Genomic DNA, 23,972 nt, shown 5'->3' on the forward strand with positions numbered 1-23,972 from the left:
TAGGTCGGGATAGGCGAAGCGTCATCCAACGTTACAGCTATTTAATGACTTTTATGTCGGCGTTGGATGACACCTCTATGCACTCATGCATCACTGTAAAATTTTATCTAAATTTTGTTTTGACAGTGCGACTGACTGCAATGGGCTAAGCCCTTGTGGATAGTGCTCTTGCTCCAAGACTATCCATTCAACGCCGCCTTGTTCATACAGCGCTTTAGTCAAGTTTTGCCAATCTATGCCATTGTTTAAACCAATAATTGGAGAAAGGTTTTGCAAGTTTTGATCAGGAATAACCACTTTATAATGCGTAGTTTTGGTGCGATTAGGGTACTTTCTCACATAAGTAACAGGGTCCAGCCCCGCAAAAGAGGTCCAACCGACATCTTGCTGTAACACCACGTTAGGTTTGGTGTTTTCTGCGATAAAGTCCCAGAATGTCGCTCCCTCATGTTGGGCAAATTCATGTTGGTGATTATGATAACCAATTTGCATATCATACGGTGCCAATTTATCGGCTAGCTTGTTTAAATCTTTGACTACATCTGCGACTTGCTCGTGATCCCATGCTCGCTTTTCCCAAGGGTCAATCAAGTACTTCACTCCCAGCGTTTGATAAAATTTAACCGAATCATTAAACTTTTCTTCAGAAAATTGCTGAAAATCGATATGCGCACCGCTTGCTTGCAATCCCAAAGAGTCCAAAAACTGACGTAACCCTTTTGGATCATGTTTATAAGGACCAAATTCTCCTGCAAACTCCACCCCATCAAAGCCCATCGCCGCTAACTGGGTTAATGTTCCCTTAAAGTCTTGTTTTAATGTATCCTTAACTGACCAAAGCTGTACGCTTACTTTTTTATTGAGCGTTGCTAGCTGTTGGCTATCCTGCTTAGCGTATTGACACCCTGATAAGGTCGCACCCACAAGAAGTGCAATGGTTAGTGTTCTTCTTTTCATTTTTCAGTTTCCCTTAAATTCTACGGTTCTTAAATTCATTTGCTGCATAATCAACCGCTCTCACAGTAATTGCCATGAAGGTCAATGATGGGTTTACCGTTGCCGTTGAACAAAAGCTGGCACCATCGGTTACAAATAAATTTGGAATGTCATGACTTTGATTAAAACCATTCAGCACAGACTCTTTTGGGTCTAAACCCATTCTTGCAGTACCGACTTCATGAATTGCAAGCCCAGGGTGGCGCTCGTGATAGCGTGTGTAGCTATAAACCTCTTTCAGTCCAGCTTTGATCAGCATGTCTTTTGCGGTCTGCGCGGCATCATCCATCATTAACTTTTCGTTATCGGACCATTGGCAATTAATCAGCAGTTGTGGGATCCCCCACTTGTCTGTTTTCGTCGGGTGTAATGAAACATGGTTTTCGTACCTCGGTAACATTTCGCCTTGCGCAGATAAACCAAAGCGCCAACGCCCAGCTTGAGACAAACTATTTTTGAAATCAGCACCAAATCCATCTTGCTTGGATGTTGCTCGCCAGTCTTCTCGACTTGACCATGCAGCTAATGCATACCCTCTTTTATAACCTTTAGCGTATCGACTCGGCTTATATTGAAAGTTGGGAATATATGGGCTAGTTGGACGACGCCCCGAGTAATACTTATCGTCAAATCCCTCTACAATGCCTACCGCCCCAGCATTATAGTTATGATCCATCAGATAATGACCTAACACACCAGAGCTATTCGCAATGCCATTTGGAAAAGCCTTTGACTTTGAATTGAGTAAAATTTGTGTTGAACCCAGTGTTGAGGCACACAAAAACACCATTCGAGCGTAATACTCTCTTGTTTCTAAGCTTTCGTTATCAATCACGTTCACACCCACAACACGGTTTTTAGTGTGATCATAAATCAAACTATGCACCACACTGTTTGGGGCTATATGTAAGTTTCCAGTTTGTGCCGCGGCTGGTAATGTGGAGCTTTGTGTTGAGAAGTAGGCGCCAAAGGAGCAACCTTTTTGACATTCATTACGTGCTTGGCATTGCACCCGACCTTGTGCCAAATGTAACTGAGTAGGCTTGGTTAAATGTGCCGCTCTGCCCATCACCATGGGTCTATCAGGGTAAAGCTTGGCAAACTTTTCTTTGATCATTTTTTCAGGCGCAGTCCATTCAAACGCAGGCAAAGACACGCTATTGGGTAAAGTGTCGAGGTTATCTAGGTTTGCAGCAATACCAGCATGGGATTCTACGTGCGCGTACCATGGTGCTAAATCATCATAGCGAATAGGCCAATCATTGCCATAACCATCCGCCTTATTTGCTTGAAAGTCCCATTGATGAAAGCGATAAGATTGACGGTGCCAAAGCAATGATTTACCACCTAATTGGTTGGCACGGATCCAACTAAACCCTGTACCTTTGGCCGTTTCATAGGGCAAATCTCGGTCGTTGCCAAAAAAATGCTTCGTTGAGTCACTAAATGCATAGCATTGTTTTTGCACACTATGCTGCTGTTTCACCAGCAAGTTATCGACTTTCATGCGGTTGTCAAACAACCAAGGGCCCTTATGTTCACCAATGTAATCTTTACGGTGCTCAACAATGCGGCCTCGCTCTAACATCAGTGTTTTAAAACCTCGCTCACAAAATTCTTTTGCTGCCCAACCGCCTGTTATGCCAGAGCCAATCACCAAAACATCAAACGTTTCTTTGCTATTTTTTATGTATAAATCACTCATCACACTAGCCTAATAAAATCCTAAAGAACCCCAACATTTGTCCACCGATGCATATTCAATTGAGCCATGAAAACCACCAGGTATTGCTTGATAGTTAAGTACTTGAGTCGCCCCATATTCGGTTGTGAAATACCCAAATACAATTAAGCTCTTAAGAAATTTAAGCGTTTTTCTATCCTGTATATCAAACCCGTCAGATTGCGCTTCAACGCATTGCATAATATCGAGTTGCTGTTCGCTCGTTAACGTCACAAAAGCGGTGTCGAACTTAGTTTGACTAAAGTGCATGATTTTTTGTAAAAGGTGTCTCACGCTTTGTTGCTGCAGCTCGCTGTGAACAACTTTCAATTGATGATCAATAAAGCCGTGTACATCTAATTCACTGGCTGACAAGGTCTCTGTTTTGGGCATAACTAAGTCAACGATACTCTTGAGCAACTGCATATGTATTTTTTTAAACAACACTCCGTCTTTATTGGCACTGTCTTCATGCATTGAATATGCAAGCGCACTTGATAATGCAGAGCCATCGATAAACTGCGCGGCGGTCGCACTGCCAAGAAAAACAGACAAGTGCTGCAAAAATTGACGCTTATTCTTATCAATGTTTTTCACTTGGTTCATATCACACCCTATACAAGTCCTTTATTCATTCTTATTTTCTTGTTTATTTTTTGTCGTACTAACAAAGCAGCAAATGCGATGATTAATACACTCGGAAATATAGCTAAAAAGCCTAAAGTGCCTTGACCTGCGATGAGTTCTGCATGCTCCGCCTTCAAATCGTATTGACTGGTTTCTTTTCTCGCTAAGTCTATCCATCTACCAATTACAGGGCTCCATAAGCTCACAGACAACATGCCGATCCCCCCCATAACTGACAAGCCAAGTGCACCTGTATCTGGTAACTTTTCAGCAACAAACCCAAGCATCGTCGGCCAAAAATAAGTAACACCAAATGCAAACAATAATGCCGAAAAATAGACTTCTGCACCGCGTGCTGTACTCATTAAAAATATACCCAATGCCGCAAATATAGACGAAATAAGCAACACGCCTAATGCATCAAAAGACTGCACTAAGGGCCCTGCAAAAAATCGTCCCACCGCCATCACCCCTGTAATCATTGCCATGATAATCATGGGGCTCGCGCCGGAAGCACCTAAAATTCTTTCAATCCATTGTTGCGTTCCAAGTTCTGTAACAGCGGTTAACGACATACAAAATGCCATAAAGATAAATAATGGGCTAAGTAGATGCTTCGCGTTACGCCATGTAGATAACTGCTCTGCGGTACTTGAAGGGAAGGTTTGCGTTAGCACTAAGTAACCATACAGTACGGTAGGCATGAGCATTATTGCTATTTGGTTTTGCCATGGTAGAGCCTGTTGGGTCATGATATACGACACCAAAGCACCGATGACAATACCGCCAGGAAACCAGACATGGAACCGATTGAGCATGGTGGTTTTATTAGAGCGATATAATTGAGCAACGAGCGGGTTACACCCTGCTTCAACCGCACCATTTGCAAACCCAATGCAAAAGCTCGATATAATTAATGACCAAAACTCCGTTGCACTTATTGTTAGTACGAGTCCCAAAATATGACCTATGAAGGCAATTATTAGCAGCTTTTTAGGCCCCAACCAGTTATACAAGACGCCACCGAATAAAGTCGCCACGGGAAATCCTAAAAATGCCATGGCATTGATCCAACCCAGTTGTGCATCTGACAGCCCGAAATCATGACTCAGCTGAGTTAATATTCCCGCTCTGATTGCAAAGGTCATTGCCGTAACAGTCAAAGCCACGCAACAGGCAACAAATAGTCTGTTTGAATTTTGTTGGCTCATGTTTTTACTCCGTTAGGCCTAGAATTTGGCGATTTAGCTGTGTATCTGTGTTACTTGATGCGAAGTCATCAAACGAGCGCTGTGCAGGTTTAATGAGATGCTGTTGGATAAATGGTGCGCCCTCTCTCGCCCCTTGCTCAGGATCCTTTATACAACACTCCCACTCCAATACAGCCCATCCGTCATATCCATACTGAGTGAGCTTGCTGAAAATTTGTTTGAAATCAATCTGCCCATCGCCAAGAGAGCGGAACCTTCCGGGTCTGTGTCGCCAATTTTGATAGCCGCCATACACACCACTTTTGCCATTCATTCGATACTCGGCGTCTTTAACATGAAATGCTTTGATGCGTTCATGGTAATGATCAATAAACGCAAGGTAGTCCATTTGCTGCAATACAAAATGGCTAGGATCATACAGAATGTTCGCCGCACAGTGGTGGTTTGTCACATCCAAAAAGCGCTCAAACGTAACGCCATCGTGCAAATCTTCTCCCGGGTGTAACTCAAAACACACATCTACGCCAAAGTGTGCAAATTCATCTAAAATCGGCAACCACCTTTTGGCCAGACCCTCAAACCCTTCTTTCACCAGCCCTCTAGGACGTTGAGGCCATGGATAAACAGAAGGCCAAAGCAGCGCGCCAGAAAAACTGGCATGCGCATTCAATCCTAACCTTTCACTGACTTTGGCCGCCATTTTCAATTGCGCTGTCGCCCACTGAAACCGCTCTTGAGGCTGCCCCCAAACTTGCCTTGGAGCAAATGCATCAAACTGCTGGTTATAGGCTGGATGCACCGCAATTAACTGGCCTTGTAAATGAGTCGACAGTTCACTAATTTCTAACCCGACATCTCGCAACATGCCCTGTACGTGCTGACAGTAATCATGACTCTCGTAAGCAAGCTCAAGATCAAAAATACGTTTATCCCAAGTAGGTAGTTGCACTGCTTTATAACCGAGCGATGCAACCCAACGACTCATTCTTTCAAGGGAATTAAACGGCGCAACATCTTGGATAAATTGCGCTAAAAAAATACTGGGTCCTTTGATCTTATTCATTCAAAGCCCCTTCTTTTGGTATCAGTGACAATGGGTGCCATTTCACCTCGGAGCGGGCAGCAAATACTACATTTTCTATAAACGCCATACCTCGGATTGCATCTGTGATCCCTGGTACGTCAAAATTTTCTTCTCGTGCCTTTTGCGGCTTTTGATGGGCACGTATTTGCTGTGCAAAATTCCGATAAATATTGGCAAAGGCTTCAATATAACCTTCGGGGTGACCTGGAGGTAAACGGGTCGCAGAAATTGCATGTTGGCTCACATATTCCCTACCCGTTCTAAATAGCTGAGTCGGTCGATTAGATGATTTTAACCACAGTGTATTTGGCTCCAACTGTGACCACTCTATAGATTGATGTTCGCCATAAACTTTGAGCGTTAGGTTGTTTTCGTCCCCCACAGCTATTTGGCTTGCGAGCAACACGCCATTGGCACCGTTATTAAATTTAAGTAGCACGCAAGCATCATCATCTAAGGCTCGCTCAGGATAAATAGAGTTAAGCTCTGCACACACTGCCTCAACCTCTAAATCCGACACGTACTCAGCTAAATGGGCTGCATGTACTCCTATGTCACCGATGCAGCAACTCATACCACTACGTTTTGGGTCTAAACGCCACTGCGCCTGTTTGTTTTGTTCATTCTTTGCAAGCCAGCCTTGGCTATACTCAACAACGACTTTCTTAACTTTTCCAAATTCTAACGCGTTAACCAATTCTTTAGCTTGTTTTATCAGCGGGTAACCGGTGTAGGTGTGCGTCAATCCATATTGTAACCCCGATTTGTTCACCACTTTTTCAAGCTCTAACGCTTGGGCTAGGTTCACAGTTGCAGGTTTATCACTTAATACGTGAAACCCCTTATTTAGTGCCATTTTGGCAATGGGGAAATGTAAGTGATTGGGCGTTACTATCGCAACAAAGTCCATTCTTTGATTGGCTGGTAACTGAGATTCTTCACTAAACATTTGTTGGTAGGATGCATAACTGCGTTGTGGCGCCAGTCCCAGTGCTTGCCCAAATTCCATAGATGCAGCTTCGCAAGCGCTGAATGCACCACAAACAAGTTCAACTTCACCATCCAATACTGCTGCCATTCGGTGTACAGCGCCGATAAATGCATTTGGCCCACCCCCGACCATGCCCATTCTTATTTTTCTCACTAATGGTCACCTATTTTTAATACTGATTAACGATCAGTGTATGATTTTGCCTCACTAAGCTGTTAAGATAATTTCAGTCAATAATATAACAAAATCGGCTCATGGTACTTTTTAAATGCGCAGCCAATGGGTTAATAAAAATGACAACAAAAAACAAAAAAGATATTGAAAATATTGAAATAAATGAAGTGATAGGTATGTTCAACCTGCTACCAGACATACTCTTTTGGGTAAAAGATTATAAGCATCGATTCATTTATACTAATCAAACTTTTTTGGAGCATGTTGGTGCTTCTAAACTCGACGATGTCATTGGTAAAAGCGACTTTGACTTTTCACCAGCACACGTTGCACGACAATTTGTGCAAGACGATAAAAATGTCTTAGCAGGCGCAAGCGTGACCGACAGGTTTGAAATCAATCAAACTAAAACGGGGGAATTAGCTTGGTTTACAACCTCTAAACGGCCACTACAAGACAAACATGGAAACGTTATTGGCACATACGGCATAACTCGCCATTTACAAAAAACCTCTACAACACTTGCCCACATCAACGCTATAAAAGCCCCCGTTGAATATATTCGTCATAACTATCAAAAAGCGATCTCTATCGAGCAACTTGCGCAAGTCGCTCATCTATCTGTCAGCGCTTTAGAAAGAAGATTCAAAAAATATCTAGCTAAAACACCAAAGCAATTTTTAACCGAAGTCAGATTAGAGCAAGCACGCAAGCTTTTGGTCGAAACCTCTATGCCCATATCCTCTATTTGCTTTGAAACAGGATTTGTTGATCCAAGTTATTTTGCCAAACAATTCAAGTGCTTCTTTGGTGTAACACCTTCACAGATAAGAAAAGAGGGCTTTCTTGATGCTATCTCATAGTTCTTTGTGGTGAATACAAAAAAACACCGCAAAGAATACATTATACAATATAGGGTTGTTAAATTTTTTACAACTTGGCTACTAAGTTCATACTAGCTTAGTGCCTTAAGTTGTAAATCAATCAAAACATAATGCGTATAGGTAAGCTATACTTTATACATAGTAATGGTCGTTACCGCTCAGTTTTTAAATGAGTAAACTTTTGATATTTAAATAAAAAATAAAGGAATATTGAGGGGTTATGTCTGCTTTGAATCAGCTTTGGCTTTATAGAGTCACCTTTGTAACCTTTTTATTGCTAATCTCTCCTAACTTTGGCTATTGCTCCACTATCAAGATTGGTGTGGGAGAATGGCCTCCTTATTTTCTAAAGATATGCCATCTCAAGGTGTGGTTGCTGAACTCATACGAGAAGTGTTTGCAGTAGCAGAGAAGGACGTTGAATTTATTTTTTTTCCTGGGAGTCGAGCATATCGCGAAGCCGAATTAGGACGCTTAGATGCCACCGCTGTGTGGTTAAAAACACCGAAACGGGAGAAAACATTTTACTTTTCAAATAGTGTGTTAGAAGAGCAACATGTTTTTTTTTCCACCGAAAAAATAACTATCAAGCTTACACAACGGAACAATTATATGATTTGTATTTTGGTGGTTTGTTGAACTTTAGCTACAGAGAAAAAATAGATAGCTGAATCAACAGCGGACAAATAATCATGCAACGAGTATCAACTGATCAACAAGCCTTTGGTTTACCTCTCAAAGGCAGGATTGATATTTACCCGCAAGAGAAAAATTTTGGTTATCAACAGCTTTCAAAACATTTACCTGCCGTTCTAATAAACGATATTACACACATTCAAACGCCATTTATAACCAAGCATAGTTATCTGTTGCTCCCAAAATCACACCCCAACGGCACCAAACTTTTAAAATTGTTTAATCACATTTGGAAGTGTTACGTGATAATGGCCAGGTAATATCAACATTAGAAGGTAATTAGCTTTCAAGGTATGTCTAATACTTTTGTTCCGTATAAATCCAGAGAAAAATCAACAACATCATTTGTAATGATTGTTTTGGTTGGCCAGTTACGTTCATGTGAACACACATTTTCTTCTTCATTGCTGAGCTTGCTCGCACACTATTAGAGCAAACCAATAACGCTCTCAGTCAAGCTTCTAGGCCATGACCTTTAAACAACCTTAAAGTTTTTCTTACTCGCTTGCTTCTGTAGATCTAAAAAATTTTAGCGAACCCGGTTGTGGTTCTGCGCAAATTCAACGAATGACAAACACGCAAATTGTAAAATTTACACTGTAAAATTCTTTTTGTGAAATTTTCAGTAAAACTTGCATACACTCAATTTGAACTCTCACAAAACAACTGACAACGCTTTTTTAGAATGAGGAAACATCAAATGACAGCTCTAACCCGTTCAAATTTCGAGTTACTACCAACACATTGCCAGCAGCTTGATATTGCAAAACAGTACTTGGATGAGCATTGCCCGCTTGACCATGGTTCACACTTACAAGCCACACATTACGTGGTGTATTACAATCATCTAATGGCGTTTTTTGCAGACGGCAGTCACTGTGGTCTAAAGTACCCCAAGCAATTTGTTGCACTGTGCGGACATAAAGATGATCCTACGGCACTATTACTTAAAAAGAGAGATGGTTTACATATCGAAATGGCTTTCAATCGTTGTGGTGATACAGGAAAATCTGACAAAGCCCATATTGATGATATTCAAGTTGAAACGCCGCTAAGCAGTCTAGAGCAATCTGCACAGTCAAATACATTTTCTCGATTATGGATGAGCTTTTTACACGGCGTACAACACGCACCTTGCGCCAAACACTATACAGCTAAAGATGGCAGAGATTACTTACTATGATCTTTACTACCTTGGAGCAAAGGCGACACTCAGTGGCCTTTGCTAGGAATAAATATGCTGTAAAGTAAAATAAACACAACCAAAGTGCCTTAGCCCTCCGTTTCTTTGTTGATCTGTTAATTGGTTGTTATTCTTGCCCGATACCGAAAGTGTCGAATAAGAAATTCGAGTTGTTCAACTATTATAAACGGCAGGAATAAACTATGAGTTGCCCATACCACTCAGATAACAAGCCAAGTAACTACCGTGCAATGGAAAAAGACATTCATACCGACTTTAAGGATGATATGTCTTATGGTGACTACCTTAACTTGGAACAAATACTTAATGCGCAACACCCTCTGTCGGATCAACATGATGAAATGCTCTTTATCATCATTCACCAAGCCAGCGAGCTATGGCTAAAGTTAGCTGGACATGAGCTTTATGAGGCAATCGAGAACATAAAAAGTGGCAACTTTGGGCATGCCTTTAAGGTGATCTCTCGCGTAAAACAGATCTTAAGTCAGCTTACGCAGTCCTGGGGCATTTTGTCCACACTCACCCCCGTTGACTACTTAAAGTTTCGTGATGCACTGGGCCACTCATCAGGCTTTCAATCATACGGGTACCGAAAAATCGAATTCCTATTAGGGAACAAAAATACAGAGCTGCTAAAAGTACATGAAAGTAACCCCTCGGTGCATGCTGAACTAAACGACATTCTTCACAAACCCAGCCTATATGAAGAAGCATTAAATGCACTAAAACAACAAGGCTTACCCATTGACGACTGTGTGTTAAATCGTGACTTTAGCCAGCCTTATGAAGCAAATCAAAGCGTATTAGATGCTTGGTTAGCCGTATATAAAAATGCCGATAAGTATTTCCACCTTTACGAGCTTGCCGAAAAACTTGTTGATATTGAAGATAGCTTTCAACAATGGCGCTTTAAACACATGTATACCGTACAACGCATCATCGGAAATAAAATGGGCACTGGCGGCTCTTCAGGTGTAGAGTTTTTGAAAAAAGCCCTTGATATTAGCTTCTTCCCTGAGCTTTTTGAGCTAAGAACGCATCTGTAACCGCTGGAGCACACACTATGTCATTGGATCTTTCATTAACGCTACAGTCTCACTACAGTGATTTTAAAGTCAGCGAGCGTATATTGCTTTCAGGTCATTCACATCAAGCATGGCCAAATGTTGCCAAAGATGGCTTGCTGGAATGTTTTCAAGACGCTGCCGCACATGTTGATGATAAATGGGGTAAAGCATTTGAAAAAGCACAGCGGGTTAAAGATTTTTACGCAAAATTACTTGGTGAAGATAACGCACAGATCACCTTAGGTGAGTCAACACACGAACTGCTGCTCAGGTTTTTATCTGACCTAAACTGTTTTAAAAAGCCAACTGGTCGCCCTGTGAAAATCGTCACAACAGATGGCGAATTTCACTCTATGCGTAGGCAGCTTAATCGCTTCAAACAACTCAATATGCAAATTGAAGTAGTGAGCGTCGCGCCAAGCGACACGCTAGCCCAACGTTTAATTGATAAAATTGACGCACACACCGATGCCGTCATGATCTCGGCAGTTTTTTATGGCACCAGCGAGATTTTTCGCGATGTTGGCGTGGTAGCTAAGCACGCTCACCAACAAAATGTGCCGTGCCTAGTCGATACCTATCACGCACTGAACGTGGTGCCGTTTGATATAAAAGCTTGGCAACTTGAAGATGCTTTTATTGTCTCAGGTGGCTACAAATACTGCCAAGCCGGTGAGGGCAACTGCATGATGCGCATACCTCAAGGGTACAACGGTAGTCCAATTATTACAGGCTGGTATGCAGAGTTTAGTGTTTTAGATCAAGCGCCCGGTCAAGTCGCGTATGGGCCTGGATATCATGCCTTCGAAGGCGCCACTTACGATCCGAGCAGTCATTATCGTGCAGCCGCCGTATTCGACTTTTTTGAGCAACAAAATCTGGATATCAATGTCCTTCGCTCGATTAACCAACTGCAAATCGCAACGCTACGAAGCGGTATTGAATCATCTCCAAAGCTCGCTCAAGCGTTTACATTTGCTAGTCATAAACATGAAAATAACGGCGGCTTTTTGGCGCTGACAACACCACACGCAAGCAAATGGGTATCCAAATTACATGAACATGGCGTTCAATCAGATAGCCGAGGTGAGCAACTACGTTTAGGGCCTGCTCCTTACGTTAGCCAAAATCAGCTTGAGCAAGCATTGAATGTGATGGAAGATATTGCAAATAGCCAATTTTAAGCTGTTGATATCAGGCTCAGATGGTAAGTAAGTAAATACTACCTACTGAGCCAAAATATCCACTTACTTCATTTTTTCTATACGCACCTTGTTAGCAATTTTAGCTACATTGAACCTATTACCTGACACACTGATCACTATTCCCATTATGCTCATTCCAGCTCCCAGCACTTCAAGATGAGTGAGATACTCTAGCAGTAGTAAATTAGCACCAATAATGCCACATATGGGGATCAGCAAAGCAAATGGCATTAAATTGGCGACATTATGTTTAATCAGTAAATAACCCTACGAACAAGGTAGAAAAATAACCCACATACGCCAATCACAACCATAGCTACCAAGACGTGTGACTGATCAGTTCAATTCATTGTGTTGTTTCAAAAAAGTACGAAAATAGAGGGCACAAAACCTTTGTGCCCTTTTTAAAATGTATCAAAGGTTGTACTAACAATTAGGTGTAAAAGTAAAAATCATCTGGCTATGATCAACCAATGTATTTTCTGGGTTTGATTGCAAACAAGCATCTTGGACAACGGTACCAAACGTGTCACTACTAACTTCAATACCCGCGGGGTGATAAACACCTGAGACATCTTCAAGCCAGCTCAGCAAAATGCTATTTAAAGTCACCATTTGCGAGTTGGTTAATACGTCAATGCCGCTTACATTGCCATGTGCTGAATACACTTCGCCAATGTCAGTACCAAGAATATTTACAAATGCGCTCCCCGAAACAGAGTAGCCTCGCGCCGCGGTGCCGCCATACCCAGATAAGGTTGCTGCTGGGTGTGACTTAACCTTATTAGGATCGCCACATAACGACGAGCCCGGTTGACTAAAGTTTTTAATTTTACCAATTTTAGTGTTTACTAAAGAGACATGCTCAGCGCCATCCAGTTTAAAGCCAATGACTCCTTTATTTACGTGAAACATGCTATCGCCATTACAAAATAGGCCATTTGGTAAATTGACGATGGATGACAGGTGTTCATTACCAGGCTTACCTTCCACCCAATTCAATAATTCTTGACTAATATTGAGTCTAGATAAGTCAAACGGCGCATTTTGAAACTCGCCATTAAGCTTTGCTTTAGCAACAAACGCTTGAGCATTGCTAACTGCATTACCCACATACATTGCCTTGTCTAATGACTCATCTGAAATCGTAATCAACTTACCGGTGTCTGGATGACGATTAAAAAGCTGAAAGACGGCGCCATTCGGGTCGATCACTGCGCGACCATTGTTGTTAATTGCAACCACTTCTTTTATATCGACAAACTGCTCTTCAACAGTCACATTGGTAAACGTCACATTTCGAGCTGGAAACTTATCCGCAGTTTGTGGCATCACAGGGAAACCATTCACCGCCACCCCCATATGATTCACTAAATAAGAATAGGAATTACCATCGAGCAAACCTGACTTGTTGTAATACATGGCGTATTCATCAGGGTGAGTGGCACTGTCAATTTTGCCATATTTAGCAATGTCCCAAAATGCATCGTTAATGCTTGCTTGTAAGTTCTCTTTAATATCATGAACACTCAGCTCAACACCATTCACCGTTAATACCGTTGCAGAGTCGATACGTTCTAAGTAGTTCACGTAGTGTTTAATAAATTGTGCCGCCGAAAAAAGCCCCAGCACAGGAATATGCTTTTGATTATTTGCTGACGAATTAGTGATCTGTAAGCCATCTACACCATTAAGTGCCACCGCTGCAACTTCAAAGCCATCAAAGTCAACATTTTCAATACGTACATTGACATTACCATTGCCATGAATTCCATGATGTGCAGATAGGCCTAACTTACCATTTTTAATCACTACATTTTTTGCAGGAACAAACGTTTGGCCAAAATCTGCGGGCCCCTGTTTTGGAATAAATGGCTGATTTGCAAGCTCTATCAATGAGAAAAAACGTTGCACCAAGGCATGCTCTTCAGCTTGTTTTAGCTCTTTGCCATTCAGATCTATCGTAACATTCTCAGCGCTTACAACAATAGCGGCAAAAAACCCTAAACTAAAAGCCGCAGGATCGTATTTGCTGGTAAATGGAGCAAACTCACTATTGGAAGATGGACCAAGCTTATATTGGGTAAATAAAGGAAACCCTGATTCGTAAGGGTTCACTGGTAAAGCCAAGTGAAAGCGTTCGGCAAGATCAGGGCGCTGCATAGCGGTGATACTTAATGTTTCAATACTATTGGGATTGAAGCTTATGTCTTCTTTCAAAACATATGTACCTGGCTCATCAATAATGTAAGTACCAAATTTAAAATCTTCGTTGGTCAAATATATTGTTTCATTTTGGGCGAACGAGTAAGCGCTATAAAACGTGATTGCACCCAAAAGGCAAGCTTTTGATATAATATTCATAATTGTTCTCTAACTTGTTTTAAATAATCATCCATTTAATAAAAAGCCAAATTTGATAACACAAAAGGCAAGTTTTGTGTCACCAAGCTCTAGCCAGTGATCGCAGCTCAGAAGTTACGGTCAGTTGGCGAATAAAGAAGCTCAAAGCAATTGAGCGATACTTGAACGAATTACGTGACTTGGCACCTTCCATGTAAAACGACATCATTCGAACCTCTCTAAGCAACACCTCATTTGGGTATAGCTGCCATCTATTTTTGGAATTAACTCTGATAAGCGCTACCTCAACTACAACTTACATAACTACCCCCTTTTAACCCAATGAATTTATTCATAAAAAACATATCTGGCCGTTCATTTAGGTGCGACTAATCGCCGAACGTCGTATTCAAGTTACTCGTACAAAAATATTAACCATTTAGCACTAAAAGTGAGCGCCACTTCAAAAAGTAGAGAATTTTAAAGCACATAAAAATTAGGAGTAGGTTAATAAAAAAATATTATCTCCAATTTATATTCCGATTTTCACATACAAATTCCCGTACGACATTTCCATTAATTTTTAATGAAATATAAAAATTTAAAACATACATTTTTCGACAACGAATGAAATAGAAGCTTAAAAATCACCCACTCGAACTGTTAGACAAAAAGAAAACACATATGTGACAAGAAATAATTTAAAAAATAAATGCAAACTTCCAATCATTGAAATAATTAAAAGGCAACATCATTAAAATAAAAATAACAGGACTAAAAACTCTCTTTAAATACACAAGTGGAGGGGAGAAATCATAAAAGCTCGCAAACACAATGAAAAGTTAACATCATATATAAAAAACACTGCTATTATTGCAATTTATTTGAGTTAAAAAATGACAAGAAGAAGTAACAAATGGCAAAATAAAAATACCTCGAATAATCATATTGAAGAGTTAGATCTGCTAGTTTACGAAGCTAAAATAGGCAATAAAGCAGCGACTGAATTGTTGTTCCGTCGCCTAAGCAAGCACGCCTATGCCATCGCATATCGTTTTTTAAACGATAGCGATGAAGCACAGGAGGCTCGTCAGGAGATTGCTCTTAAAATATTTAGAAACCTAGACAGCTTCAGGGGGGAGTCAAAATTTTCCACCTGGGTATACAGAATTGCAATAAACTCACTAATAACAATGAGGGAAAAAAAGCGTGCTGAGCAAGAAATGAGTTTTGAAGGTGTTTATGAAAATATTCATGAAATTGCAGCGCAAGAATATTACCACGAGTCAGACACACCGCACTATCAAAGAGTTTTAGAAGAGTTCAGTATCTCGTGCAGCATCGCTATGATCGAATGCCTAGACATTAAAGCCCGAGAAGCGTATTTGCTAGGTGAGATTTTTGACATTGAACCACAAGAAGCGGCGAGTATCCTAAACATTAGCAATGCAAATTATCGACAACGCCTGTCTAGGGCTCGTAAAAATGTGCTTGAGTTTATGTCGGGCCATTACAAGCACACACCCAGCTGCAACTGTAAAGCAAACATAACAATCAAAGTAGCGTCTATATGTAAGTGTAAATTGAAAAATAAACACGGTTACATTAATAGAGAAAAGTGGCAAAGGGCAAAAGAATATATAGGAAAGTTAAATCTGATAGAAGAAAGGGTACGAGCAAATAAAAACTACTCTATTGACCTGAGCGAAATAAGCCCATAAATCCATGTGGAATGGGCTTATATAAAATAAGATATATAAAAAAGTTATATTCAAGTCATTTTGTTAATTACATTCACCCCTTTACTATGGTGATAAATGACAGCGAATATGTGTACAAGTATAAAAGATGCAAGTACAGCGCAGCTATATCGGTGCACCTCAAGAGACAGCGCGGTATAATAGCCCACTTCTAAAATAGGTTTAAATGTATAACATCCCAATAAATTAATGTTTCTCTCCATCATAAGCAATCCGCTCATCAAAACAACAGAAATAGATGTATAGATAAAAAAGTGAGCAAGGAATATTAGCTTAGTTTGTTTTTTTGAAAATCGACTATCTTTTGGCTTTCCCATACAAATACATGTGAATACTCTGATTATGAAAAAAGGTATAAAAGCAAGTGTTAAGGCCACATTAAAATTACCAATTATATTCTTGTACTCGCTGGAAAAAATACCAAGCGCGACCGAAAATCCAGTGATGGTCGCCCATAGTATTACAACCGCTGAAATCCAATGAAAAAACCTTTGCATAGGCTGGTACTTTTCAACGAGGGTACTTTCGCAGCCGTGTGTTTCAAAATTTTCAGCATTAAAACCATCCATTACTTTAAATTTATTGCTATCGACCAGCATATTTGTTGCACCTTTCATAGCCTTCCCCTGCTCCATTCGAAATAAAAATACACCAAACCTGCCATTTAAGAAGACATTCATCCCTTTAAATAGCATCTCACTATTTGACTAAATCGATGCTTACAGGTGACAGAAGGCAATGCAATTAATCATTATATATAATCCCAATTTGGAATATGACATGGTTATTTTAATTTATCTAATCACTATCTTGAGTAGTAAAATCATGTTATACAACCAGTCGGCTCTATTTAATTAAATTTATTTTTGCAGGAGGAAATGATGCCGCAAGGGAAGATAAACCTCGAAGAGAAATTTTCAAAGTTTACGGAGCATTGGTCACCTAAAGTGATCGCGCAAATGAATGACTACCAATTCAAATTAGTCAAATTACAAGGTGAGTTCACTTGGCATGATCATAAAGATACAGATGAAGTGTTTTTGGTCATCGAAGGTACTTTGAACATCGCATTTCATGACAAAACGGTCACACTCTCTGAGGGTGAAATGTACGTTGTACCCAAAGGCATTGAACACAAACCATTTGCTGACCAAGAATGTAAAGTCATGATCATTGAGCCAAACAACGTTGTCAATACTGGGGACGCTGGCGGCGAGCTCACTGCACAAAACGACGTATGGATATAACCATTTCAGCCGCTTTTAAAGCATTCTTTTCAAAATCGCTCGCCCTGCGAGTTGATGTTTAACCACAGCGAGTACATGTCCAATCACAAAAACGAGTAACAGGTAATTGCAATAGTGATGTAACTTTGCAAAAGTACGCTGCACATGTGCTTCGCTTATGATAGGCTCGAACACAACCAAACCAAAAACATCATACTGACTATCCATCATTAAAATCCCTGAAACCAAGACCAAAGCCACCTGTACGTAAATCAACATGTGTGCAATACATGCGCAGCGTACTTGTAAGGGAGTTAACACATTTTGATAACTAGGTTTACAGCGCCTCAGCATATGCGCTACCCGCCAGCAAAAAAATGGAATGTACAAAGTCGTAATGGAGACATTAAACTTCTGTATCGACTTTCGCCAGCTATCGTCTAACTCAAAAAATACGATGCTCAACCCTGACATCATTGCCCAAATAATGATGACCGCAGAGAGCCAATGCAAAAGCCGAGAAGTCAAATCAAACCGCATTTCTTTTAATGTTGCATTCATAATCTCAATTCCTTTTCTGATTGACTTTACGCCTCACAAAGTTAAATAAAGGTTAAAATATAGACAATGTAACCCAGTTATAGAATGATAAATCGAGTAATACACTTTGGCTTATTGGTGGTTTTTTGCGCTACTGTGCACAGCGAGAGAAAAAGCAAACTGACATATATCAATTTACATAAACATTGATGCGCTACTGCGCTCATACATACACGCCTGCATCAAATAGCATCACCTCCCTGAAATAAAAATGTTAGCAATATAATCAAAAGGTTGAGATCGATTCATTAAGAAGTCAGTTAAAAATCAAATGAACATCAAGCACGCAAAACATGAACATGAGAGCTTAGTTGTCGTCTATCCAAAAGTAGTCAAAGTCAAAATATGAGGTAAAGTCATGACCAACGTTTTTAAGCGCTCGTTTGTATCGAGTCTCTTTTTATTAAGCAGCTTTAGTAGTTTTAGCCAAGAACAACATCAGCAACTCTCAGGGCCTTATCTTGGGCAAACGCCACCGGGGATGACCGCCAAAGTATTCGCGCCTGGTTATGTCTCAATAGACAATCGTGACTTCAGTGGTTCGTTTACGCCTGACATGACCGAATTTTACTTTACGAGGAAGGAAAACGGCGTGAACAAATGGTGGTTAATGCGCTTTAAGCTCGAAAACAACCAATGGACAGAGTCAGTTGTTGGGCCAAGGGTTGGCCGCCCTATCGTGAGCCATGATGGCAAGATTATGTATTTAGGAAAAAAGTACAGAACGCTTACCAAAAACGGTTGGTCAGAGATAAAAAGTATCGGCCCGATGATTGATAAAAAAGACTATGGGATCATGCGTTTAACCTCATCAAACAAGGGAACCTATGTGTTTGATGATGCAAAAAACAATGATGTATTGCGTTTTTCAACCATCAAAAATGGCAAACGCCAATCACCGGAACTTTTTCCGCCACACATCAACTCGGGAAAATGGACTGCACACCCGTTTATCGCACAGGACGAGTCTTACCTCATCTGGGATAGCGAAAGAGAAGAAGGGCATGGTGACTCAGACTTATATGTCAGCTTCAAGCAAAAAGATGGCTCTTGGGGTGAAGCGATTAACCTAGGCGCTGAAGTAAACTCTGAAGGCGCGGAACTTGGCGGCTATGTATCACCGGATGGTAAATACCTTTTCTTTAACCGTATGCCAAAAGAATTTAAAGACAGTGACGGGGATATCTATTGGGTAAGTGCTGAAGTACTGTACAAGCTGAAGCCGAAGGCATTGTGAATTTGTTCGCTCATATCTAACAGATTCTAGGAACTAGGATCAGATGCTTGTAGCATCAAAATTTGGCACGGTTGAAGTATAGCTTCAGCCGTCCCATTCCGTTGGTTCTTAAAAGGTGCGCATTTTATTAACCACTCACCAATAAGAGCACATCTTGGCGATTAATCTTATTTGCGCATCTTGATTATTGCCGTACTATACCAATCCATAGTCGGGTGCCGCTTCGCTGATGCCAACCTACACCAAGCTTCCACCCCTTAGTCATCTAGTAAAATATGTAGGCGTTTTAGTTCGTTGTCACTAAATAACGACTGCTTTAATGCTAGTACCTTTTCATGTTGCTGTGCTCCTTCGAAGCGGGTGATGATGTCATCTCGCTGTTTTTTAAAGTCGTCCACCCGTTGTTGCCAGTGAAGTTGTTGTGACTGTAATTGGAGCAGTCGCTGTGCCGCGTCATCACCATATGACTCGCGCAACTGGTTGTAGTCCATTGTTTGCCACTGCTTGGCCAATTGGCTAAAGGTTTGAGCCGAATTGATCAGTTGCTTTTCTCCCTCGGGGAGTTGGCTAAGATGAGCACTTATTAACACATTTTTTTGCGCAGCGTTGAGTGATTTATCTGAGAGTATTTGCCAACGTGTTAACGCGTTGCTATCCCACGCGTTTTCATCAGCAAACCATGCATCGATGATTTGTTCGCTAAAATACTGTGTTTGCAATGATTTTAATACCGTTAATCGCTCATGAAGGTTCAGGTTATCATCCACTTCACCCAGCGATTGTTTGTATGATAAGTAATCTTTGGTAATAGCATGTAAGCATGCGGGTAAGCGCTCTAAGTTCGCTTGCCAGTCATCCAGCTTGTCTTGTGTTTGTAGCGCCAGTAACCAATCATCAATTTGGTGCTTATGCGCTTTGCTAATCTTACCACAATGCTCAACATTGGCTGGCACTGTGGACGATAGGGGATCCACTGGCACCTTAGTCACAGCAAACTCTTCAGATAGACTGCTTTGGTCAATCTTCTTATCGGTGACACTCAAGTCAATTAATAAAAAGTAACCGACTACAGCCAAACTAACGAGTGAAAAAAGGTGCCAAAATCTCATAAGCTAAGCGCCTTTAAGCGACGGATATGCTGGCGATACAAAGTAACTGGATCAGTCTCGAACAGGTGATGAATACCAATGGTTTGGTTAACCTGATCGAGATGGTTCATTTTAAAGTCGTTGCCAATCACATAACCCAAATTGCTTGAACATGACGACACTAAACCATCGCCTTTTTCATCAAACACTTGTGAGAACAGTGCAAGCGCATTGTCAGCAGGGTCAAATACATTGGTCCATGCTTTTGCACCACTCCATGAGAAGTAGTATACGCCGTTATCAGCAAGCATATCACCTTGCTCACAGTAGGCACTTGGTACGCCCTCTGGATATTTTTGATTAAATGCCACAGTGCCCTCGGTTGTCAACGCACTTAGCGCTTCTAACGCATCTTTGGGCGCCGTTGCTTTGCCCGATAATAAATCTATCAACCCCGCTAACCCATTGGCAAGCGATGCTAAAAATTGCTCAGAGAAAGAGCCTTGGTCCACACTGCCACGCACTACATCAGCAAAGCGACTGCCCCAGTTTACGCCGCCAATACTCGTAACCGATGCCACCCATTCAGGTTTGACCGAAGCAACATAGCGTATGGTTTGTGCACCTTGGCTATGACCAATTAAGTTAACCTTATCTTTGCCAGTAATGGCTCTAACAAGGGCAACTTGTTCGAGTAACTGTTCACCTCTTAACTCAGAATTATGCGCCGATGACACCTCTGCAACATATACATTCCCACCCTCTTGCTGTATCGCCGAAGGGATGCGATAGAAGTAATCCACACCAAGTAAATTATCAAAGCCAAACAAGCCATGGACCAGCACAACTGGATATTCCAGCTCGTCATCACATTGCGCAGTTTGTGCAAAAACCGACATAAACCCTATAAAAGTTATTAGAATAATTTTCTTCATTTTCTTGCTCCAAATGTAACAGTTTAGTAACAAAAAATATAAAGCAAGGTGGTAAGAGGTCAAGCCTCTCAGTGTAAAATTTGTACTTTCCATTGCAATGCAACAGGTATTTGCAATGCGCTTTATATACAACTTTTTCAATAATCGTATATTTGAAATTGGCTTAAGCGTTTGATTAAGCGATTTTGTTTCTTTGGTTTGAGTAATTGATGTTTGTTTCTAGTTTTGTTGTTCGCTTAAGGAAAAAATTTTCAATTTAATTAGTTGAATTAGGTTATTTACTCAAAAACTGCGGTCTATTACGGAATATTTTCGGCAGGAAAAGTGGTTTTTATATGGTGCTCAACTTTTTGAGCACCATAAGTCAGTGATTACAGATCAGAGAGTCGACCTGGTAACAAAGCACAGTTTGGGCCTTTTACAATTTCCTCTCCTGTATCTTGTAACGCTTTAAGGTCAAACCACTTAATCTGCTCCCCAGATATAAAGGTACATTCAACATTAATGCTATGAATGTTTGTTTTTTGACGGCCTTCTTCGTCCGTATCAAACTCAAGAGGGTTCTGATCCAAAACGATTAGATCTGCCAATTTGCCCTCTGTGATTGAACCTAATTTATCGGCGATGTTATGTTGTTGCGCTGGTACCAAGGTTACCGCCTTAATCGCGTCTTGAATTGTTATCGCTTGTTCAGTATTCAATGACTGACTTGGAAACTCTAAATTAGGATATTCCCATGTATTACGTGTCACCGCTTGCTCAATAAACCACAGAGGGAACAACGGACTGATACTTAAGTCACTATGCATTGAAAACGGAATTCCAGCCCTTTTTTCATCGCCCATTGGGTCTATATTGTTGCCACGTGCATCACCCAACTCATTTCTCATCGATGCCCCCCAATAAGCAACATGTGCAATCAAGTGACTAGGAGACAAATTAGGTAGTTCTTTTCGTGCCTCAAGGTAATTTTCTACAATCGCATTGTCAGACTTTGCACTCGCATTCTTTGCTTTACCACTTTGCTTATTGCTCACTGTTGAGTGAATAATAGTATGATGTAGCTGGCTATAGTCCGTTTGCTGCTGCCTATTTTTACATGCCACATCGCTACCATAAGCATCACTTAAACTACCTTTCATGGCAATTAAAGCGCCAACGGAGTCTTTGATAGCTTGGTCACCATTAGCATGGATATTGAAATACCAACCACAATCGGCAAATTTCTGTAGGTTTTTTTGGATCTCATCTTGATTATAATCCTCATGGCCTCGCCCAAATGCTTCACAGAGCCCATCTTCACTGTAATCATTCACTAAATTCGCGCTACAACCTTGGGTCGAACCATCGGATAGTAACTTAATCCCTTCCGCTGAAAACATCCCGTTATAAACCTCATCATCTAGAGGCACACGGGTAGTTGTATCATCAAATTCACGCCAATCATAAAGTGAACGAATACGGGTGTAAGCTTCATCATTATCTGCAAGTGTTGTGTAGTTCGCTTTCATCTCAGGCGTTGTACCGCCCTCTACAAACATAGTTACGCCCTGTTGTGAGGAAGTATTTAAGATGTACTTCATGGTATTCATCAAAGCTAGACTGGCTGGCTCATTCTGTTGTACCGAGCTTTCACTGATCGGGCATTTTGCTTGCGCTCCTTCAGAAGCACCATGTTTGATCATGCCACGAATGTTCAACGCTCCATCGCTCTTTTTACTCATCATCGCATTAACAAACATCATGTAAGCACTCGACTCTTTGATGAGGCCTGAGTATTGCCAGTCAGCTTGTTCATCACCTTTTATCATTGGCGTTATAGCAAGCTCACCATCACTAAAGCATAAGTCTTGCAAAATAATCTGATTGCGCTGCATGTCTTGCTTTTTACCAGAACAACTTAATAAAACACCATCACTTGAGCTGCTATACGAGTAGCCCAGTTTTAACAACTTTTCTTTCGCGTTGGGTGAAAGTAAAGCCAATTCTGACGGTGAAACCGTCTTGTCACAGAACCCCGACTTTTCAAAAGCTTTCATATTGGCATAAGCCAAATGGCCGGATTGATCAAAGAGAAAAACGGGGTGTTCCGTCATCAGCTGTCCTTGCTCATCTTTTATATAAGACATTGGAAAGTTGAGGAACTCTTTATTTTTATTGAGTCGTTCGTCAAAACCCAATTCCGCGTATTTTTTTTGTACCATACGCGATGGATCTAAACCGTTGCCCACTTTCCAGCCATTAACAACTGTGCCTTCGGTCGCTACACTGGCAATCGCGTCATCTAAATACAAATAACAGCCTGAAAATTGGCCATTCTTATCCTTGGGGTAATAAAACCAACCATAGTCGGTATCGAGTTTTTGTTGGTATTTGTTAGGTAAGCACGGCATGAGGTTTTTAACCATGCCCGCTTGTGCTGTGATCTCCAAATGCGCATGTGGCTCAATAAAGCCAGGCATTAAGGTGCGACCATTTAAATCTATGTATTGAACATTATATTTTGTGTCATCCACGTAGTTTGCTTGAATAATGTTTTTTACCTTGTCTTTATGCCCTACCTTTTTGATGATGCCATCAACAACCAAAACCGCTGGCTTGTCTTCATGCTTTATCTCAAATTTTTTGCTGTCGTCAACCGTGATCACATCGCCATTATAAAAAACCAAAACGGCTTCTCTTGGGTCATTTTCAATTGGCTCTGGTACAACTGTTTGGGGTGTGGAATTACATCCTGCAACAAGCAAAGATGCGCATAAATACGACAGTTTGGTTAGCTTATTCATCATCGTTCCTTTAAAAGGTAGGTTCTGCGTATAAACCTACTTTGATACGCATAGAGTTTTATCTCTGCACAGTGGCCCACTTACATTCACATAAGCAAGACAACCATACATTCACTAATAAGAGTAAAAACAACT

The 23,972-nt window shown here is 40.9% G+C and carries 21 protein-coding genes; 8 read left to right on the forward strand and 13 right to left on the reverse strand.

Annotated features, from left to right (window positions below; all coding sequences use genetic code 11):
• Positions 1-90: 90 nt before the first annotated feature.
• The 6 genes from ACW689_RS04940 to ACW689_RS04965 are packed head-to-tail and all read right to left on the reverse strand — an operon-like array spanning position 91 to position 6,770.
• Entirely contained in the window at positions 91-957 is an 867-nt protein-coding gene (locus ACW689_RS04940; RefSeq protein ID WP_476288916.1) for a TIM barrel protein, read from the reverse strand.
• 13 nt (positions 958-970) lie between these two features.
• A complete protein-coding gene (locus tag ACW689_RS04945) occupies positions 971-2,701 on the reverse strand; it encodes a GMC oxidoreductase (protein WP_476288918.1) in 1,731 nt (576 codons plus the stop codon).
• Positions 2,702-2,710: 9 nt separating this feature from the next.
• Positions 2,711-3,325: a gluconate 2-dehydrogenase subunit 3 family protein gene (locus tag ACW689_RS04950; protein WP_476288920.1), complete on the reverse strand. Its 615-nt coding sequence runs from the start codon at positions 3,323-3,325 to the stop codon at positions 2,711-2,713.
• 8 nt (positions 3,326-3,333) lie between these two features.
• Positions 3,334-4,557, reverse strand: a complete 1,224-nt coding sequence (locus tag ACW689_RS04955; protein WP_476288922.1) for an MFS transporter — start codon at positions 4,555-4,557, stop codon at positions 3,334-3,336.
• A 4-nt stretch (positions 4,558-4,561) separates the two neighbouring features.
• Positions 4,562-5,620 (reverse strand): sugar phosphate isomerase/epimerase family protein, encoded by a 1,059-nt coding sequence (locus ACW689_RS04960; protein ID WP_476288924.1) that lies wholly within the window; start codon positions 5,618-5,620, stop codon positions 4,562-4,564.
• Positions 5,613-6,770 carry a Gfo/Idh/MocA family protein gene (locus ACW689_RS04965; RefSeq protein ID WP_476288999.1) on the reverse strand — a complete coding sequence of 386 codons (1,158 nt, stop codon included), beginning with the start codon at positions 6,768-6,770 and terminating at the stop codon, positions 5,613-5,615. The genes ACW689_RS04960 and ACW689_RS04965 overlap by 8 nt, the downstream gene beginning before the upstream one ends.
• A gap of 155 nt (positions 6,771-6,925) precedes the next feature.
• On the opposite strand from ACW689_RS04965, the gene ACW689_RS04970 reads away from it, so the two are divergent.
• From ACW689_RS04970 to ACW689_RS04990, 5 genes are all read left to right on the forward strand, one after another.
• Positions 6,926-7,669: a PAS domain-containing protein gene (locus ACW689_RS04970; protein WP_476288926.1), complete on the forward strand. Its 744-nt coding sequence runs from the start codon at positions 6,926-6,928 to the stop codon at positions 7,667-7,669.
• 351 nt (positions 7,670-8,020) lie between these two features.
• Positions 8,021-8,329 (forward strand): hypothetical protein, encoded by a 309-nt coding sequence (locus tag ACW689_RS04975; RefSeq protein ID WP_476288928.1) that lies wholly within the window; start codon positions 8,021-8,023, stop codon positions 8,327-8,329.
• Positions 8,330-9,086: 757 nt separating this feature from the next.
• Positions 9,087-9,569, forward strand: coding sequence for an aldolase/citrate lyase/malate synthase family protein (locus ACW689_RS04980; RefSeq protein WP_476288930.1), 483 nt, complete (start codon positions 9,087-9,089; stop codon positions 9,567-9,569).
• 203 nt (positions 9,570-9,772) lie between these two features.
• Positions 9,773-10,636 (forward strand): tryptophan 2,3-dioxygenase, encoded by an 864-nt coding sequence (gene kynA, locus ACW689_RS04985; RefSeq protein WP_476288932.1) that lies wholly within the window; start codon positions 9,773-9,775, stop codon positions 10,634-10,636.
• 17 nt (positions 10,637-10,653) lie between these two features.
• On the forward strand, positions 10,654-11,841 hold the full coding sequence (locus ACW689_RS04990) for an aminotransferase class V-fold PLP-dependent enzyme (protein ID WP_476288934.1): 1,188 nt from the start codon (positions 10,654-10,656) through the stop codon (positions 11,839-11,841).
• A gap of 447 nt (positions 11,842-12,288) precedes the next feature.
• Here the strand turns inward: ACW689_RS04990 and ACW689_RS04995 are convergent, their stop codons facing one another.
• Both ACW689_RS04995 and ACW689_RS05000 read right to left on the reverse strand, forming a co-directional pair.
• Positions 12,289-14,226, reverse strand: a complete 1,938-nt coding sequence (locus tag ACW689_RS04995) for a hypothetical protein (RefSeq protein WP_476288936.1) — start codon at positions 14,224-14,226, stop codon at positions 12,289-12,291.
• Positions 14,227-14,305: 79 nt separating this feature from the next.
• Positions 14,306-14,434 (reverse strand): hypothetical protein, encoded by a 129-nt coding sequence (locus ACW689_RS05000; RefSeq protein WP_476288938.1) that lies wholly within the window; start codon positions 14,432-14,434, stop codon positions 14,306-14,308.
• Positions 14,435-15,101: 667 nt separating this feature from the next.
• On the opposite strand from ACW689_RS05000, the gene ACW689_RS05005 reads away from it, so the two are divergent.
• Positions 15,102-15,926 (forward strand): RNA polymerase sigma factor, encoded by an 825-nt coding sequence (locus tag ACW689_RS05005; protein WP_476288940.1) that lies wholly within the window; start codon positions 15,102-15,104, stop codon positions 15,924-15,926.
• Between the two features lie 50 nt (positions 15,927-15,976).
• Here ACW689_RS05005 and ACW689_RS05010 read toward each other — a convergent pair whose 3' ends face one another.
• Positions 15,977-16,582, reverse strand: coding sequence for a cytochrome b (locus ACW689_RS05010; RefSeq protein ID WP_476288942.1), 606 nt, complete (start codon positions 16,580-16,582; stop codon positions 15,977-15,979).
• A gap of 264 nt (positions 16,583-16,846) precedes the next feature.
• On the opposite strand from ACW689_RS05010, the gene ACW689_RS05015 reads away from it, so the two are divergent.
• Positions 16,847-17,212: a cupin domain-containing protein gene (locus tag ACW689_RS05015; protein WP_476289001.1), complete on the forward strand. Its 366-nt coding sequence runs from the start codon at positions 16,847-16,849 to the stop codon at positions 17,210-17,212.
• A gap of 15 nt (positions 17,213-17,227) precedes the next feature.
• On the opposite strand, the gene ACW689_RS05020 is transcribed toward ACW689_RS05015, so the two are convergent.
• Positions 17,228-17,752 (reverse strand): cytochrome b, encoded by a 525-nt coding sequence (locus ACW689_RS05020; protein ID WP_476288944.1) that lies wholly within the window; start codon positions 17,750-17,752, stop codon positions 17,228-17,230.
• A 397-nt stretch (positions 17,753-18,149) separates the two neighbouring features.
• Here ACW689_RS05020 and ACW689_RS05025 point away from each other — a divergent pair, with 397 nt between their 5' ends.
• On the forward strand, positions 18,150-19,028 hold the full coding sequence (locus tag ACW689_RS05025; protein WP_476288946.1) for a TolB-like translocation protein: 879 nt from the start codon (positions 18,150-18,152) through the stop codon (positions 19,026-19,028).
• 257 nt (positions 19,029-19,285) lie between these two features.
• Here ACW689_RS05025 and ACW689_RS05030 read toward each other — a convergent pair whose 3' ends face one another.
• From ACW689_RS05030 to ACW689_RS05040, 3 genes are all read right to left on the reverse strand, one after another.
• Positions 19,286-20,137 (reverse strand): lipase secretion chaperone, encoded by an 852-nt coding sequence (locus tag ACW689_RS05030; protein WP_476288948.1) that lies wholly within the window; start codon positions 20,135-20,137, stop codon positions 19,286-19,288.
• Positions 20,134-21,051, reverse strand: a complete 918-nt coding sequence (locus ACW689_RS05035; protein WP_476288950.1) for a lipase family alpha/beta hydrolase — start codon at positions 21,049-21,051, stop codon at positions 20,134-20,136. The genes ACW689_RS05030 and ACW689_RS05035 overlap by 4 nt, the downstream gene beginning before the upstream one ends.
• Positions 21,052-21,422: 371 nt before the next feature.
• Complete coding sequence (locus ACW689_RS05040) at positions 21,423-23,837, reverse strand: amidohydrolase (protein WP_476288952.1); 2,415 nt, start codon at positions 23,835-23,837, stop codon at positions 21,423-21,425.
• Positions 23,838-23,972 lie beyond the last annotated feature (135 nt).

This window comes from Pseudoalteromonas sp. ABE4_541, from assembly GCF_056312285.1.